Source organism: Photobacterium toruni, from assembly GCF_024529955.1.
Classification (GTDB): Bacteria; Pseudomonadota; Gammaproteobacteria; order Enterobacterales; family Vibrionaceae; genus Photobacterium; species Photobacterium toruni.
Window position 1 is genome coordinate 118,789 of sequence record NZ_AP024854.1, and the last position, 15,404, is coordinate 134,192.

The window sequence follows — 15,404 nt, forward strand, 5'->3', positions numbered from 1 at the left end:
GATATGGACTCACAATCAAAACGCTCCGTAATTGCATTAGTCTTTGCAGCCATCGCTATGTTTGGATTTGCCTTTGCATTAGTGCCGTTATATGACGTGTTTTGTGACCTTACGGGAATCAACGGTAAAACCGCAACCACCCCCACCAAGGTTAGCGACAATATTGATCATAGTCGTACCGTAAGTGTCGAATTTGTTGCTTACATAAACCCCGATGTGAAGTGGCAGTTCACGCCACAGGTCACGCAAGTTGATGTTCACCCTGGGGAGACGAAAATCATTAAATATGACGCGAAAAATCTTAATACGCAAGCATCTGTCGGCCAAGCAGTACCATCAGTAACTCCTGGAATTGCGGCTCAATATTTTAATAAGATTGAGTGTTTCTGTTTTAACCATCAGCCATTAGCGGCGGGTGAGCAAGCTGAATTACCATTAGTATTTTATGTCGATCCTGATCTACCGCGGGATATTAAGGTGCTGACATTAGCCTATACGCTTTATGACGTAACTTCGAATGTACAACCCCTTACTCAAGCTAACAAGCAAGATAATGAGGTGAAAAATGTCGAACTCTTATGATGATCCCCAGCAATCCACACTTGCAAGCACTGATGAATATTATGTGCCAGCTGCCAGTGGTTGGCCCATTTTAGGTGCAGTGGCATTATTTTTAATTGCCTTGGGCGCAGGAGCGACCGTCGGTGATTTATTAGCAGGTCAAGGACCATGGATTTTATTAACTGGGGTTGGATTAATTTTATTAATGCTAACGGGGTGGCTTCGAGATGTTATTAACGAATCAATGGGAGGGTTATACAGCACTCAGATGGATCGGTCATTTCGACAAGGCATGAGTTGGTTTATTTTCTCTGAAGTGATGTTCTTTGGGGCGTTTTTTGGTGCATTATTTTATATTCGAATGATTGCGGTACCGTGGCTGGGCGGTGCTAGTAATAATGCGATGACCAATATTATATTATGGCCTGATTTTGTTGCTGATTGGCCATTAGTATTAACGCCTGATGGTACTGAAACCCAAGCCATGGGACCGATTGGATTGCCGCTATATAATACGATTATTCTATTAACCTCATCGATTACTCTTCACGTTGCTCACCTTGCGTTAGAAAATAATCAACGTCGCCGATTAAGCCTGTTTTTATTGGTTACCGTCTTACTTGGTGGTGTGTTTGTTTATTTACAGGCAGTAGAGTATATCCATGCTTATCATGAGCTTAACCTTCGATTAGAAAGCGGCGTTTATGGCAACACCTTCTTTATGCTCACAGGGTTTCATGGCATGCATGTTACCTTAGGCGCTATTTTATTATTTGTCGTGTGGTGCCGTGTTTTAAAAGGTCATTTTACGCCTCAACATCATTTTGCTTTTCAGGCGGGGGCTTGGTATTGGCATTTTGTTGATGTGGTGTGGTTATGCTTATTTGTGTTTGTTTACATTTTATAACGATCGTTAAATTGAAAAATTAGCGCATATAAGGCGTTAGGTTTGGCTGAATAACACCAGTGAATAAAGCGATAACCATAAGCCCCACGAGAATGACAGCAATGAGTAATCGACGACCTAAGTAATGTGATAATGGTAATAATGATTGACCTTTTAGCATTGATGGTAATGCACGAAATAAATGGATAATCATTAATAGTAACAATACGATAAATAATATTTTTATTAGCATGGCAATTGTCCTTTGTGATTGTTTTAAGCATAGCGGGTTTTAATGGATGGCGATAAAAAGGAGATGTAATGATGCGAACTATCGCTTTTATTGTGTTTTCTATTGCTGCGGTGAGTTTGTTACTCAAACTTAGCTGGTGGCAACTGAGTCGTGCTAATGAAAAAAAACAGCTGCAATCACAAATTCAAGAACGACAACAAATACCTGTGGTTGATTTAGCACGGCTTCCGATTGATCCCTTATGGCATAGCATTACCCTTGAAGGTGAGTTTGATAATCAACATCCCATTTTGTTGGATAATCAACTCTATCGTGGGCGGCCGGGTTATCACCTCTATTTACCGTTTATTAGTCAGCAGCAACAAGTGTTAGTCAATGTTGGTTGGATTGCTGCTTCTCCATATCGAGAAATATTACCCGTATTGCCACAATTGAATGGACGAAAAGTTATTAGTGGTGTGATTGCTCCGGCTCAGCAATTATTGCAGTTTAAACCTGATAGTCGTGATGAATCGTGGCCTTTTCGAGTGCAAAATATTGAATTAGATAGGCTTTCTCGGCGGTTACAACAACCACTATTGCCGTGGGTTATTCAAATATCAGCGTCAAGTCCGATGGCGTTAACTCAAACATGGCAGCCTGTCGTGATGGGGCCAAAGAAACATTATGGTTATGCGATGCAGTGGCTTTTATTAGCTATCGCAGTCGCTGTGATCTCTTTATTGTGGTTACGCAGGGAGCGCATTGTATGAAAAAATATCAATTATTATTAGTGATAGCCTTAGTGTTTGCATTACCGATAATCATTGCCAAATTGATGTTACACCAACAATGGTATCAAGGTGGAGTGACAAATCGTGGTCAGTTATTGCAGCCAACAGTGACGGTGGCTGAGTTGGCAATACCACAAACATGGCAACTGATTTATTGGCTACCATCAACCTGTGATACGGCTTGCCAAGGTGCATTGTTTAATTTACGTCAAGTGCCACAAGCTGCTGGGGCGGATAGTGTACGGTTACAAAGTGTCGTGCTTGTCGATCATTTAAATACAATGTCCGCGACCTTGTTGCAAGGATTAGCTCAGCGCCAAGTGGATATGTCATTGCAACAAAAAATTGCACAATTAAAGTATGGTTTAGCGACAATTTATATTGCCGATCCTCACGGTAATATGGTGATGGCTTATCCTCTTGTGGCAGGAGAAAAAGCCATTTTAATGCAAGGAAAGGACGTGTTACGTGATCTAAAACGGTTATTAAAAGTCTCAAAAATAGGCTGATTCATTGCTGTTATTACGGAGGATAACGAATGATTATTACCAATAACAATGATCGATACTTCTTTTATTTAGTCAGTTTTAGTTTTGGGTTATCGCTAGCTGTTGTGGCGGTAGGTGCTTTTACTCGTCTAACAGAAGCGGGTCTTGGTTGTCCTGATTGGCCTGGATGTTATGGCTTTTTAACTGTTCCTCAAACCGCAATAGAACAACAAACTGCCGCAGAATTTTTTCCTCAAACACCATTAGAGCCTCAAAAAGCATGGAATGAAATGCTACATCGCTATATTGCGGGTAGCTTAGGTTTATTCGTTTTCATTATTAATTTAATGGCGTGGCGACAACCATCGCGCCCTAAATTATTACCATTGTTACTGCTATTGATGGTTGTTTTTCAAGCGGCATTAGGTATGTGGACCGTGACTTTAGTATTGATGCCAGTGGTTGTTATGGCGCACTTATTAGGGGGATTTACGATTGTAAGTTTATTGTGGTTACTACGGTTAAAGATTCAAGTTGTGCCAGTAAATATAACTCAGATCGGCATAAAACCATTATCTCGACTGAGAATTGCGGCAATTATCAGTGTCATTGTGGTTATTGTTCAAATTGCATTGGGCGGTTGGACTGCGGCTAATTATGCCGCCTTAGTGTGCACAAAATTACCTATTTGTGAGGCTAGTTGGCAACAATTGTTTGATAAGAGCGCCTTTTTTTTAGTGCAACCTCAGCATGATAGTTATCAATATGGCGTATTGGATTATGGGCAACGAGTATCAATCCATGTCGTGCATCGTATTGGTGCGATGATAACCACACTAGTGATATTAGTAATGGCATGGTTATGTTGGCTACAGCCGATATTACGACGTTATAGCTTAGGGTTAGTGTTATTACTCATCGTTCAAATTGTATTAGGAGTAACAAATATTGTTGCAAGTTTACCTCTTGCAGTAGCAGTTGCACATAACGTCACAGGGCTAGGATTATTAGTGATGATGGTTACTGTTAGTTATCGTGTTGGTATTGGATCTCAACAATTACAGCCGAGATCGACGCTATTGAGGAAGGATAAATTGCATGGCTAAATCTCAAGGGTTTGAGCGTTTAAGTACACCAATTAGCACAACTGCAGTATGGCGAGATTATCTCACTATGACAAAACCGAAAGTGGTAGCAATGCTATTGTTAACTGCGCTTGTTGGTATGTGTCTTGCTGTGCCCATCATACCGACTATTCGTGTTGTGGTATTTGGGTTAACAGGGATCGGCTTGCAATCAGCTGCTGCTGCTGTTTTCAATCATGTCTTAGATCGCCGCTTTGATGCTCAAATGGCACGTACTTATCATCGTCCGCTAGCGAAAGGGCGTATTGCAACCTCAAAAGCGGTGTTATTTGCATGTGTGCTGATGGTGTCGGGATTTATTTTATTGTGGCAGCTTAATCCATTAACTGCGTGGCTGACGATGGCAAGCTTAGTTGGCTATGCGGTGGTTTACACCGTGTGGTTAAAGCATGCCACACCACAAAATATTGTGATTGGTGGTTTAGCGGGGGCGGCACCTCCGCTGTTAGGTTGGACTGCGGTGACAGGTAATTTAGATCCTCATGCATTGTTATTAGTAATGTTAGTATTTGCATGGACGCCGCCACACTTTTGGGCGTTAGCTATCCATCGTCGTGATGATTATGCTAAAGCAGGTATACCGATGTTGCCCGTAACGCATGGCATTGAATACACTAAAATGATGGTGTTGTTTTATACCTTGTTATTGTTTGCCGTTGGATTATTACCGTGGTTAACCGCCATGAGCGGTTATGTGTACCTTGTCGGTAGTAGTGTCTTGAACCTCGGATTTATTGGTTATGCCATTAAGTTAAAATTTTTTGATACCACAGGTCATGCATGGGCCACATTTAAATATTCAATCTGGCATTTATTGGCCTTGTTTGTGGTGTTGTTAGTTGATCACTGGTGGATTACGTGGTCGTTAGGATATAAGTAATAGCCGTAACAGATATTTTTAGTATCAAAATCAGGCTGTTGTCTCTCTCTTCAAATCGGTACACTGCTCTCTTATTTTATTGCTTAAGTAAGGAGCGAGTGTGCTGGCTGCATTAAAAGATAAATCACTGCATTATCAAGTTTTCGCATTAGCGCTACCAATGGTGCTGTCTAATATTACTGTACCGTTATTAGGTTTGGTTGATGCTGCGGTAATCGGTCATCTTGATCAATCGTGGTATTTAGGTGGTGTCGCTGTTGGTGGCACTATGATTAATGTCACTTTCTGGTTGCTCGGATTCTTACGAATGGCAACTACAGGTATTACTGCGCAAGCGCAAGGTAGTGCTAACAAAGATGCGCAAGCGGTGATTTTTGTTCAAGGTATGGCACTCGCTTGGTTATTTGGTGTGATATTGGTGATTGTACATCAACCGGTGAGCCAGCTTATTTTCCACTTTAGTAGCGCGGGCAGTGAAGTAAAACTGTATGCCGCTCAATATTTCTCGACCCGCATTTGGGGCGCGCCAGCGGCACTGGCTAATTTTGTAATTATGGGTTGGTTGCTTGGTATGCAAAATGCCAAGTTACCAATGTGGCTATTGATTGTAACGAATGTTGTTAATATAGCGCTTGATTTAGTGTTTGTTCTTGGGTTGGGTTGGAAAGTACAAGGTGCCGCGGCAGCGTCAGTTATTGCCGATTACAGTGGCATGATATTGGGATTGTGGTTTGTGGCTCAACAATGGTTACGTTTGGAATTGCCTCCGTTAAAACAAAAGCTAGCCAGTGTTCGCCATGGTATAGGGCGACTACTTAAACTTAACCGTGACATCTTTTTACGGAGTTTATGTTTACAAGCCACGTTTACTTTTATGACTTTTCAAGGGGCATACCTAGGCGATAACGTGGTAGCAGCTAATGCGGTATTAATGAGTTTTTTAATGCTAGTGTCCTATGCGATGGATGGGTTTGCCTATGCAATGGAAGCTCTTGTCGGCAAAGCTGTAGGGGCTGGAAGTAAAGGTCAGCTAGAGCGTTATTTAGTTGGAACAACATTTTGGAGTTTATTAATTTCATTAGTTTTAACCGCCATTTTTATCCTCTTTGGTACGCAAATTATTAGCATCATTTCTGATATTCCAGCAGTACAACAGCAAGCTGATCAATATTTACCATGGCTAACGGCAGTACCTCTTGTCGCTATGTGGTGTTTTTTGTTAGATGGTGTCTTTATTGGAGCGACGCGAGGCAAAGATATGCGTAACAGTATGTTCTTAGCAACGTGCGGTTTTTTTGCTATTTGGTGGGTAATGAGCAGCCATGGTAATCATGCATTATGGGCTGCAATGATTGGTTTTATGGCATTACGAGGGCTGATATTGGCAGTGATCTTCATTTATTTGTGGAGAAAAAATATATTTTTACCGCACACTTAATAAACAATTACTTATCATGATAGCTGGCTGTGCTGGTGGTTTTTTGTACAAAAAAGACTTCCAATCGTGATTATGATTTGTTTAAATGCGTTCACTTCTTATCCAGGTGGTGCGAATGACAACTAAGATTATAGGTTATTTATTACTGGTTCTGAGTTTAACCTTCAGTGTTCATAGTTATGCCAGTAGCTTTAAAAAATTGAATGTTACAGCAACAGCATACAATTCAGTATCAGCGCAAACAGATTCCAGCCCTAGCATTGCAGCTTGGGGTGATCGTTTAAAACCCGGCATGAAAGCCATCGCTGTTTCCCGTGATTTACTCAAAATGGGTTTAAAGCGTGGTTCTAAAGTGAAAATTTCAGGTTTACCCGGTGAATACGTGGTGTTAGATAAAATGCATCATCGCTGGAATCGCAAGATAGATATCTATATGGGTAAAGATGTTAGAGCCGCTAAGAATTGGGGAAAACGACGAGTAACGATTACCGTCCTCCATTCATAAATCAATCCCAATAAAAAAGCCGCATTTCGATGCGGCTTTTTGCTATTTACAATAAGTGGCTCAAAACGATTAATAGTAAGAATGATCGCCACGGGCGTGATCGGTAATATCACGTGCACCCGTTAATTCGCCTTCAAATTGTGCTAATAGCTCTTTCTCAATGCCTTCTTTTAGCGTGACATCAACCATTGAACAACCATTACAACCGCCACCAAATTGTAGAATGGCAACGCCATCTTCAGTGATTTCAGCTAATGATACATTGCCACCATGGCCTGCAAGCTGTGGGTTGATTTGAGTTTGTAGCACGTAGTCAACACGTTCAATCAATGATGCATCATCAGCAACTTTACGCACTTTGGCGTTAGGTGCTTTTAATGTTAGCTGTGAGCCCATTTTATCTGTGACAAAATCGATTTCAGCATCATCAAGGAAGGGAAGGCTTAATTCGTCAATAAAAGCAGAGAATAGCTCAAGTTTCATTTCCGTATCACTTGCTTCAACCGCATCTAGTGGGCAGTAGGATACGCCACATTCAGCACTTTGAGTGCCTGGATTTACAACAAAAACACGGATATTAGTACCCTCAGGCTGCTGAGCAAGAAGCTTGCTAAAGTGCTGCTGAGCGTTTTCAGTAATAGTGATCATGGACACGATGTAATACCTGACTGATTTAGTAAGTTTTATTTATTCTACTCTTTGTGAGTCATTGTCGCATCTCTAAAGCGACATTTTTTATTTGACCACGTTTTATTAATTAATGCGCGTCTTTTTTGTGCAAGATTAATTAACTGATTGTTCAGTATGGCATAACGTATAGATATCTACTTTTTTTACGCCTTGTAGAATAAGTAATTCGGTTAATTGATGAACGGTTGCGCCTGTTGTTACAACATCATCAACAATAGCAACATGAGAAGGTAAGGTTATGGTTCGTAATTGAAAAGCGTGGTGTAAGTTGTGGTGTCGCTGGAATTTAGAGAGTTGTTGTTGCGAAGGGGTATGACGTAGACGTTTAAAAGCCTGCGTATCAACACGACTATTAAAAATATCACCAAGAGCTAATGCAAGTTGATGGCTCTGATTAAACCCGCGTTGGCAGTAACGTCGCCAATGTAAAGGTACCGGTAATAACAAGGGGGCTGGCTGAGTAATGTGCTGGGCTAATTGTTGTGCCAGTGGACGTGCTAACCAAAATTTGCCACAAAACTTTAGTTGATGTACCAATTGTTGCAATGGAGGACGATATTCGCCTAATCGGTAAAGACGGTGCCAAAGTGGAGGCTTAGTTAGGCAATGACCACACGCAATGACCGACGTTACGGTTGTGCTGCCGCAATGTTGGCAATAAGGATGGATTGGAAATTGGGATAGACAATAATCACACCAAAAATAGTCAGTTGTAGTTAAAGGGAGTTGGCATAAGGAACAGTGCCGAAATAATAAGTGATAATGTAATTTATCTCGCCATGATGACATTTTATTTGGCATCATTATCGCCTCGCTTGCAATTAATGAAAGGAACTATAAATGACATCACGGTTTAATTGGCATTGTGAAGGCCAAGGACCCGATCTGGTTCTCATTCATGGATGGGGAATGAATATCGGTGTATGGCAAGATGTGATCCCACAGTTAAATCAGCATTACTGTGTTCATTGGTGTGATCTTCCAGGTTATGGTGACAATGCCATGCTCGCGGCAACATCATTAAATGACATCGTGGATATGTTACTTGCGCAGGCACCAGCTCAGGCTGTTTGGTTAGGCTGGTCGCTAGGCGGTATTATTGCCAGCCAAGCGGCATTGGTTGCTCCACAACGGGTAACGCAATTAATTACGGTTGCGAGTTCGCCATGCTTTATGTCTCAAACCGATTGGAACGGTATTCAACCACGCGTACTGGCTAATTTTCAAACCCAGTTGATGACTGATTTCGCACTTACAATTGAACGATTTTTAGTATTACAAGCCTTGGGGTGTCAAACCGCTAAAGAGGACATTCGTCAGTTAAAAGCCGCAGTACTATCTCGGTCGCAACCACATTTAGCGGCTTTAACACTAGGGTTGGAATTATTAGAGACCGTTGATTTACGTCAATCTCTGACAGCATTATCACAACCATGGTTACGTGTGTATGGTCGATTGGATGCTCTGGTTCCGATTAAAACGGAACCGCTATTAAACGTGTTATATCCGCAGTCGCAGAGTTACGTTTTTGCGGATGCATCCCATGCACCGTTTATTTCTCATTTGAATGAATTTATTACGGTAATAAAGACATTCATAGAGTGATCGACTTTTGTGCTTTAGGTCAGATTATGGGGTTTATCGTCGTGGATTTAGGTTAATAATAAACAAGATCGGTCGATATTATGTATAAGGTGATATAACGGTATTTGAGGCATCGTGATAATGGATTTTCAACCATGGTGATTGCGCCATTACAATCAACACCACCAGTATTTGCGACAACTATGAATCCATTAACCGGTCAAGTTGCGCGGGATAATCGTGTCCGTGAAAAAATTATACCAGTGGTTGAGGGGCGTGCAGCGACAGCAGAATCCCCCCTTTCTGCAGAAGAAAAGCAGCGTAATAAACCCGGTTGGGATCCAAGCGAACATCCTGATTATTCACAATCGCAGGCAAAACTCTTTGCGGGTTATCAGCAACAATTTGCCCAAATTATGCGAGTATTATCGCTGGATAATTATTTTGCACCCACCGTGGAACTGGGTTATTCAATGCATATTGAATTGCCTCGAGAGTTGTTAGCGCAGCTAGCGTTGATCCGTGATAGTGAGCGCACTAAAGGGGTTGTTAGTCATCATTATGCTCAAGCAATCTTACCGAATCCCTCGACGAACTCTCTGACGATTATTTAAACCAACAGCCAGACAATAAGTCTGACTGTTGATGTTTATTTCAATTAATGCGGATTATTTTTTCTTAGCATTGGCAAAGGCTGCTGCAAAAGCGCCGCCCATCGGTGGTGTGTTTTTGGGTGGGGTAGATGTCTTCGTCTGATGCGGCTGTTGACGTGGTGCCTGTTGGCGAGGAGCTGCTGGTGTTGATTGTCGAGTGGGCTTTTCTTGCCCTGGTTCATCAGTTAAGCGCATACTCATCGCAATACGTTTACGCTGAATATCAACTTCCATCACTTTGACTTTAACCACATCACCTGCTTTAACTATTTCTCGTGGATCTGAAATAAATTTATCAGACAGGGCAGAGATATGGATCAAACCATCTTGGTGAACGCCAACATCGACAAAAGCACCAAAATTGGTCACGTTGGTGATCACGCCTTCTAATACCATTCCGGGAATTAAATCTTTTACTTCATTAACGCCATCAGCAAAAGTGGCTGTTTTAAACTCAGGCCGAGGATCTCGACCTGGTTTATCGAGCTCACTAATGATGTCATTAACTGTCGGCAAACCAAAATTAGCATCGGTATAATCAATGGCTTTAAGGCTACGTAAAAAATCACTGTTACCAATGATGGCATCAACCGGCTTATTGTTAGCGGCTGAAATTGCTTTAACGACCGCATAAGATTCAGGGTGAACGGCTGAGCCATCAAGTGGGTTTTTACCGTTCATTATCCGTAAGAAGCCCGCACATTGCTCAAACGCTTTAGGTCCTAAACGTGCCACTTTTTTAAGGGCAGTACGTGCATCAAAGCGACCATTTTCATCGCGATAAGTAACGATGTTTTGCGCAATAGTGGCATTTAAACCCGCAACGCGAGTCAGTAAAGCAGCTGATGCGGTATTTACATCAACACCTACGGCGTTTACACAGTCTTCAACCACCACATCCAAGCGTTTCGCGAGCATGCTTTGGCTTACATCATGTTGGTATTGGCCGACACCGATTGATTTTGGATCGATTTTAACCAGTTCTGCCAGAGGGTCTTGTAGACGACGACCAATAGAAACTGCACCACGAATCGATACGTCCATATTAGGAAACTCTTTCGCTGCCAGTTCTGATGCGGAGTAAACGGATGCGCCAGCTTCACTGACCATCACACTTTGTACTTTAAGTTGATTATCTTTAATCAGCTGTGCGACAAAAGCATCTGTTTCACGTGAAGCAGTGCCGTTACCAATCGCAATTAAGTTAACATTATGCTTGTTAATCAGTGCAACTACCGTTTTGGTAGATTCAGCGATTTTGTTATGTGGCTGGTGAGGGTAGATAGTTGCAGTATCTAAAACTTTACCTGTTTCATCAACAACCGCAATTTTACTCCCTGTACGTAAACCGGGATCCAGTGCGAGAGTCACTCGTGGACCCGCAGGTGCTGCCATCAATAAGTCATGCAGATTATCCGCAAAAACTTGAATCGCACCATCTTCGGCTTTTTCACGTAAAATGCTCATTAGTTCAGTTTCCATGTGCATTAATATCTTAATGCGCCATGTCCAGCTGATCACTTGTTTGCGCCATGCATCAGCCGCTTGTGTGCCTAAGCTAACGTTGTAATGTTCTGCAATAATGACTTCACAATATGAGCTGCGAACCGCCTCGTCTTTATTGGGATCCGCATTGAGGGATAACTGTAGGAAACCTTCATTACGGCCACGGAATAATGCTAATGCACGGTGGGATGGAATGTTTTTGATGGGCTCGTTATAGTCAAAATAATCTTTAAATTTAGCCCCATCATGCTCTTTACCTTCAATGATGCGCGAAGTAAGTTCAGCATGGCTATTTAATTGACGACGAATTTTTTCAAGTAGTGCCGCATCTTCCGCAAACTGTTCCATCAGAATTGCACGTGCACCATCAAGTACCGCTTTACTATCGGCAAAGCCTTGTTCTGGATTTAGGTATTGCTCTGCTGTTGTTTCTGGCGAGTGTTGAGGTTGGCTCCATAACAACTCCGCGAGTGGTGCAATACCAGCTTCGATCGCAATCTGACCTTTGGTGCGGCGTTTTTGTTTGTAAGGCAGGTAGAGATCTTCAAGACGAGTTTTACTGTCTGCACTGTTAATTTCAGCTTTAAGTGCAGGCGTAAGTTTACCTTGTTCGGTAATGGATTTTAAAATGACCTGACGACGGCTATCGAGTTCACGTAAATAGCCTAAACGTGATTCTAAATTACGTAATTGGGTGTCATCTAATTCGCCAGTGACCTCTTTACGGTAACGGGCAATAAAAGGCACCGTATTACCATCATCAAGTAGGGTGACTGCCGCATTGACTTGTTCCGTGCGCACATTCAGTTCGGTGGCGATCTGTTGGTTGATAGCGTTGCTCATCCGTTGATTTCTCTTGTTGATCGTTAAGCTTCCATTCTACGGCTGAATCTTGATCTGGCAAGTCAACCGCGGTGAAGAGTGTGTCAGGCTGTATATCAGCCATTTATTTCAGTATGTTGAGATTATGGTTTGTTCTTGAGTTAGTCGAGATAACGAATGCGATTAATAAACCATGTTTTTTTACCAAGAGGGGTTGTCACAACGGCATCATCGTCAACTTGTTTACTGAGTAATGCTCGCGCCATGGGGGAGTCGATAGAGATATAATCATTGCGGCCATAGATCTCATCTGGACCTACAATGCGAAATGTTTTTTGTTCGCCAGCTTCATTTTCAATTTCAACCCATGCACCAAAGAACACTTTACCGTCTTGTTGAGGGGAGTAATCAATGACTTTAACCGCCTCTAAACGTTTTCGTAAAAAGCGCACTCGCCGATCAATTTCACGCAGGCGTTTCTTATTATATTGATAATCTGCATTTTCGCTGCGATCGCCTAAGCTTGCTGCCCAAGTCACTTTTTTGGTGACTTCTGGACGTTCTTCTCGCCATAAGAAATTCAATTCTTGTTCTAATTTATCAAACCCTTCACGGGTAATTAAATTGGTTCTCATCATTATTCTCAAACAATAGTTTGGCATTGTTCTATCATCGCTAGCGTAAAATAGAAAGCAATAGAATGATAAACTGTGACTGCTAAATTGTGGTTCATTCGCTGAAGGAATTAATTGTAAAACAGCATCAGAACAGTAGAAAGTGATCTTGTTAGCATCATCAATTAATCTCTCTGGTAAAGTAGTGTTCAGAGTTGAATCACCATGCTATAAAGGCATATAAAAAGAGTAATTGTTGAATACTATAACCATACTAATAACACAATCATGATAATAATTAGCATGTTATAATTACTGATTAGCTGTGGTTATTATCTATTGGTCATTATTATTACTCTATAATCAATATTGGCTGTGATGACAATGTTCACTTCGATATCGTGCGTTAGATATTTTTATTCAAACGTTATATTGAAGGTAAAAATCATGGTCAAATTAAACGTTAGTTATTACGACTTGCGTACACTTAGCAACACTACGTTATCGTGATCGATGAAGGTGAAAAATGCAGGAAAATTATAAAATATTAGTGGTCGATGACGACATGCGTTTACGTGCATTACTTGAACGTTATCTTTCTGAGCAAGGATTTCAGGTACGCAGTGTCGCAAATGGCGAGCAAATGGATCGTTTACTTGCACGTGAGACTTTTCACCTGATGGTACTCGATCTAATGTTGCCTGGTGAAGATGGCTTATCCATTTGTCGTCGCTTACGTAGTGCTAACAACATGCTACCGATCTTGATGCTAACCGCAAAAGGCGACGAAGTGGATCGTATTGTCGGGCTTGAAGTGGGTGCCGATGATTATTTACCAAAACCGTTTAATCCGCGTGAGTTATTAGCCCGTATTCGTGCAGTTTTACGTCGTCAAACCATTGAAGCACCAGGAGCACCAAGTGTTTCGAGTAAAGTGATTGAGTTTGGTGATTTCCGTCTAAATCTTGGTACGCGTGAAATGTTCCGTGGTGATGCACCGATGCCACTGACATCGGGTGAATTTGCAGTATTAAAAGCTTTAGTCACTAATGCACGTGAGCCAATGTCACGTGATAAGTTAATGAATATGGCGCGTGGTCGTGAATATTCAGCCATGGAACGTTCGATTGATGTACAGATTTCACGTTTGCGTCGTATGGTAGAAGAGGATCCTAGTCGCCCACGTTATATTCAAACGGTGTGGGGTTTAGGGTACGTGTTTGTGCCTGATGGTCGTGAGGCGTAAGCCATGCGGTTATCGCCCAAAAGTACTTTTGCGCGAACACTGATATTATTAGCTGGCTTGTTAATTTCAAGCCAGATTTTTTCATATCTGACCATTGTTAATTACGCGCTTCTTCCTAGTATTCAGCAGTTTAATCGTATTTTAGCGTACGAAGTAAAATTAATGCTGAAAGAAAATATTAAGATGGCTAATGGTCAAACTATCTATCTTGATCGCCCCGTTCGACGCAAGTTACTTGAAGAGTTAGGTGTAACCTTACATGCGCCAAACTCACCCGGTGCAGCAGAATTTAATGATGCCACTCATATCAGTTATTTGAGTGAAGAAATGTCACGTGAATTGCACTCACCAACTGATGTGCGGTTATTACTCGGCGCTCATAGTTATGTGCTGTGGATGAAAACCGATGCGATGCCAAACTCTTTAATGCGGATTCCATTATCGGAACTGCAAGAAGATGACTTTTCTCCTTTGTTTCGTTATAGCTTAATTATTGCTTTTTTAGTGATTGCTGGCGGATGGTTATTTATTCGTATTCAAAATAGGCCGTTAGTTGAGCTAGAACAAGCCGCGTTGCAAGTTGGACGTGGTGAAACGCCTCCACAGTTACCTGAGCAAGGGGCCTCTGAAATTCGATCTGTGACGAAAGCATTTAACCAAATGTCACAAGGGATCAAACAACTTGAAGATGATCGTGCGTTATTAATGGCAGGGGTAAGTCATGACTTGCGCACTCCATTAACACGAATTCGATTAGCAACCGAAATGATGTCACCAGAGGACAGTTATTTAGCTGATTCGATGATCACTGATACCGAAGAATGTAACGCTATTATTAGTCAATTTATGGATTATCTTAAATCGACTAAAAAACAAGATGAAGAAGATGTTGATCTTAATCTGTTGTTAGAAGATGTCGCGCATACTGAAGGTGGCTATGGCAATGTTATTGAACAGCAATTAACGCCGATTCCGGGCATTGTGTTAGCAAATGCGGTTGCATTGAAACGTGCAGTGGCAAATTTGGTGATTAATGCACAACGCTATGGCAATGGCTGGGTCAAGCTATCTAGTGGCGCGTCTGTTGATCGTAAGTCAGCTTGGTTCTGTGTTGAAGATGATGGTCCTGGTATTGCGCCAGATCAGGTCACTAAAATGTTTCAACCGCTTACTCGTGGTGATTCTGCACGAGGTAATGAAACGGAAGGGACAGGGCTTGGATTGGCGATAGTGAAACGGATCATTGATCAAAACGAAGGGGCTATTTCGGTGCGTAATCGTAGCGAAGGTGGTCTAAGAGTAGAGATTAGTTTGCCATTACATAAACTAAAATAATGAGGATTTAAGCCAGTATTGGTTG

General features: G+C 41.7%; 18 protein-coding genes. 12 read left to right on the plus strand and 6 right to left on the minus strand.

Going from position 1 to position 15,404, the window contains the following annotated elements:
• Nucleotides 1-3 precede the first annotated feature (3 nt).
• Both OC457_RS00545 and OC457_RS00550 read left to right on the plus strand, forming a co-directional pair.
• Entirely contained in the window at nucleotides 4-582 is a 579-nt protein-coding gene (locus tag OC457_RS00545) for a cytochrome c oxidase assembly protein (RefSeq protein WP_080174285.1), read from the plus strand.
• Complete coding sequence (locus tag OC457_RS00550; RefSeq protein WP_080174286.1) at nucleotides 566-1,468, plus strand: cytochrome c oxidase subunit 3; 903 nt, start codon at nucleotides 566-568, stop codon at nucleotides 1,466-1,468. Before OC457_RS00545 ends, OC457_RS00550 begins: the two co-directional genes overlap by 17 nt.
• A gap of 19 nt (nucleotides 1,469-1,487) precedes the next feature.
• Here the strand turns inward: OC457_RS00550 and OC457_RS00555 are convergent, their stop codons facing one another.
• Complete coding sequence (locus OC457_RS00555; RefSeq protein ID WP_080174287.1) at nucleotides 1,488-1,700, minus strand: DUF2909 family protein; 213 nt, start codon at nucleotides 1,698-1,700, stop codon at nucleotides 1,488-1,490.
• A gap of 68 nt (nucleotides 1,701-1,768) precedes the next feature.
• Here OC457_RS00555 and OC457_RS00560 point away from each other — a divergent pair, with 68 nt between their 5' ends.
• The 6 genes from OC457_RS00560 to OC457_RS00585 all read left to right on the plus strand — a co-directional run bounded on the left by OC457_RS00560 (nucleotide 1,769) and on the right by OC457_RS00585 (nucleotide 6,929).
• Nucleotides 1,769-2,452 carry an SURF1 family protein gene (locus tag OC457_RS00560; protein WP_235866922.1) on the plus strand — a complete coding sequence of 228 codons (684 nt, stop codon included), beginning with the start codon at nucleotides 1,769-1,771 and terminating at the stop codon, nucleotides 2,450-2,452.
• Nucleotides 2,449-2,982: a cytochrome oxidase gene (locus OC457_RS00565; RefSeq protein ID WP_080174288.1), complete on the plus strand. Its 534-nt coding sequence runs from the start codon at nucleotides 2,449-2,451 to the stop codon at nucleotides 2,980-2,982. Before OC457_RS00560 ends, OC457_RS00565 begins: the two co-directional genes overlap by 4 nt.
• A gap of 29 nt (nucleotides 2,983-3,011) precedes the next feature.
• Nucleotides 3,012-4,067: a COX15/CtaA family protein gene (locus OC457_RS00570; protein WP_080174289.1), complete on the plus strand. Its 1,056-nt coding sequence runs from the start codon at nucleotides 3,012-3,014 to the stop codon at nucleotides 4,065-4,067.
• The gene (cyoE, locus tag OC457_RS00575; RefSeq protein ID WP_080174290.1) at nucleotides 4,060-4,986 is read left to right on the plus strand and encodes a heme o synthase; all 927 of its coding nucleotides are present in this window, start codon (nucleotides 4,060-4,062) and stop codon (nucleotides 4,984-4,986) included. Before OC457_RS00570 ends, cyoE begins: the two co-directional genes overlap by 8 nt.
• Nucleotides 4,987-5,086: 100 nt before the next feature.
• Nucleotides 5,087-6,424 carry an MATE family efflux transporter DinF gene (gene dinF, locus OC457_RS00580; protein WP_080174291.1) on the plus strand — a complete coding sequence of 446 codons (1,338 nt, stop codon included), beginning with the start codon at nucleotides 5,087-5,089 and terminating at the stop codon, nucleotides 6,422-6,424.
• Between the two features lie 115 nt (nucleotides 6,425-6,539).
• Nucleotides 6,540-6,929, plus strand: a complete 390-nt coding sequence (locus OC457_RS00585) for a 3D domain-containing protein (RefSeq protein WP_080174292.1) — start codon at nucleotides 6,540-6,542, stop codon at nucleotides 6,927-6,929.
• Nucleotides 6,930-6,998: 69 nt separating this feature from the next.
• On the opposite strand, the gene nfuA is transcribed toward OC457_RS00585, so the two are convergent.
• Nucleotides 6,999-7,586 carry a Fe-S biogenesis protein NfuA gene (gene nfuA, locus OC457_RS00590; RefSeq protein ID WP_162841682.1) on the minus strand — a complete coding sequence of 196 codons (588 nt, stop codon included), beginning with the start codon at nucleotides 7,584-7,586 and terminating at the stop codon, nucleotides 6,999-7,001.
• A gap of 126 nt (nucleotides 7,587-7,712) precedes the next feature.
• Nucleotides 7,713-8,423 carry a ComF family protein gene (locus OC457_RS00595; RefSeq protein ID WP_080174294.1) on the minus strand — a complete coding sequence of 237 codons (711 nt, stop codon included), beginning with the start codon at nucleotides 8,421-8,423 and terminating at the stop codon, nucleotides 7,713-7,715.
• A gap of 36 nt (nucleotides 8,424-8,459) precedes the next feature.
• On the opposite strand from OC457_RS00595, the gene bioH reads away from it, so the two are divergent.
• Together bioH and OC457_RS00605 are read left to right on the plus strand one after the other, a co-directional pair.
• Nucleotides 8,460-9,224, plus strand: coding sequence for a pimeloyl-ACP methyl ester esterase BioH (bioH, locus tag OC457_RS00600; protein ID WP_080174295.1), 765 nt, complete (start codon nucleotides 8,460-8,462; stop codon nucleotides 9,222-9,224).
• A 104-nt stretch (nucleotides 9,225-9,328) separates the two neighbouring features.
• The gene (locus OC457_RS00605) at nucleotides 9,329-9,817 is read left to right on the plus strand and encodes an ATP-dependent Lon protease (RefSeq protein ID WP_235866923.1); all 489 of its coding nucleotides are present in this window, start codon (nucleotides 9,329-9,331) and stop codon (nucleotides 9,815-9,817) included.
• Nucleotides 9,818-9,871: 54 nt separating this feature from the next.
• Here OC457_RS00605 and OC457_RS00610 read toward each other — a convergent pair whose 3' ends face one another.
• Genes OC457_RS00610 through greB form a run of 3 tightly spaced genes read right to left on the minus strand, consistent with a single transcriptional unit; the run spans nucleotide 9,872 to nucleotide 12,819 of the window.
• The gene (locus OC457_RS00610) at nucleotides 9,872-12,205 is read right to left on the minus strand and encodes a Tex family protein (RefSeq protein ID WP_080174297.1); all 2,334 of its coding nucleotides are present in this window, start codon (nucleotides 12,203-12,205) and stop codon (nucleotides 9,872-9,874) included.
• Entirely contained in the window at nucleotides 12,123-12,308 is a 186-nt protein-coding gene (locus tag OC457_RS00615) for a hypothetical protein (protein ID WP_159447847.1), read from the minus strand. The genes OC457_RS00610 and OC457_RS00615 overlap by 83 nt, the downstream gene beginning before the upstream one ends.
• 37 nt (nucleotides 12,309-12,345) lie before the next feature.
• Nucleotides 12,346-12,819: a transcription elongation factor GreB gene (greB, locus tag OC457_RS00620; RefSeq protein ID WP_080174298.1), complete on the minus strand. Its 474-nt coding sequence runs from the start codon at nucleotides 12,817-12,819 to the stop codon at nucleotides 12,346-12,348.
• A gap of 505 nt (nucleotides 12,820-13,324) precedes the next feature.
• Between greB and ompR the strand changes: the two genes are divergently transcribed.
• Together ompR and envZ are read left to right on the plus strand one after the other, a co-directional pair.
• On the plus strand, nucleotides 13,325-14,044 hold the full coding sequence (gene ompR, locus OC457_RS00625) for an osmolarity response regulator transcription factor OmpR (RefSeq protein WP_080174299.1): 720 nt from the start codon (nucleotides 13,325-13,327) through the stop codon (nucleotides 14,042-14,044).
• 3 nt (nucleotides 14,045-14,047) lie between these two features.
• On the plus strand, nucleotides 14,048-15,379 hold the full coding sequence (gene envZ, locus OC457_RS00630; RefSeq protein WP_080174300.1) for a two-component system sensor histidine kinase EnvZ: 1,332 nt from the start codon (nucleotides 14,048-14,050) through the stop codon (nucleotides 15,377-15,379).
• Nucleotides 15,380-15,404 lie beyond the last annotated feature (25 nt).

Bases quoted from the DNA above. Each gene is read 5' to 3' on its own strand.
- OC457_RS00545 (WP_080174285.1), top strand. From the start codon at position 4: ATGGACTCACAATCAAAACGCTCCGTAATTGCATTAGTCTTTGCAGCC.
- OC457_RS00550 (WP_080174286.1), top strand. From the start codon at position 566: ATGTCGAACTCTTATGATGATCCCCAGCAATCCACACTTGCAAGCACT.
- OC457_RS00555 (WP_080174287.1), bottom strand. From the start codon at position 1,700: ATGCTAATAAAAATATTATTTATCGTATTGTTACTATTAATGATTATC.
- OC457_RS00560 (WP_235866922.1), top strand. From the start codon at position 1,769: ATGATGCGAACTATCGCTTTTATTGTGTTTTCTATTGCTGCGGTGAGT.
- OC457_RS00565 (WP_080174288.1), top strand. From the start codon at position 2,449: ATGAAAAAATATCAATTATTATTAGTGATAGCCTTAGTGTTTGCATTA.
- OC457_RS00570 (WP_080174289.1), top strand. From the start codon at position 3,012: ATGATTATTACCAATAACAATGATCGATACTTCTTTTATTTAGTCAGT.
- cyoE (WP_080174290.1), top strand. From the start codon at position 4,060: ATGGCTAAATCTCAAGGGTTTGAGCGTTTAAGTACACCAATTAGCACA.
- OC457_RS00585 (WP_080174292.1), top strand. From the start codon at position 6,540: ATGACAACTAAGATTATAGGTTATTTATTACTGGTTCTGAGTTTAACC.
- OC457_RS00595 (WP_080174294.1), bottom strand. From the start codon at position 8,423: ATGATGCCAAATAAAATGTCATCATGGCGAGATAAATTACATTATCAC.
- bioH (WP_080174295.1), top strand. From the start codon at position 8,460: ATGACATCACGGTTTAATTGGCATTGTGAAGGCCAAGGACCCGATCTG.
- OC457_RS00610 (WP_080174297.1), bottom strand. From the start codon at position 12,205: ATGAGCAACGCTATCAACCAACAGATCGCCACCGAACTGAATGTGCGC.
- OC457_RS00615 (WP_159447847.1), bottom strand. From the start codon at position 12,308: ATGGCTGATATACAGCCTGACACACTCTTCACCGCGGTTGACTTGCCA.
- greB (WP_080174298.1), bottom strand. From the start codon at position 12,819: ATGAGAACCAATTTAATTACCCGTGAAGGGTTTGATAAATTAGAACAA.
- ompR (WP_080174299.1), top strand. From the start codon at position 13,325: ATGCAGGAAAATTATAAAATATTAGTGGTCGATGACGACATGCGTTTA.
- envZ (WP_080174300.1), top strand. From the start codon at position 14,048: ATGCGGTTATCGCCCAAAAGTACTTTTGCGCGAACACTGATATTATTA.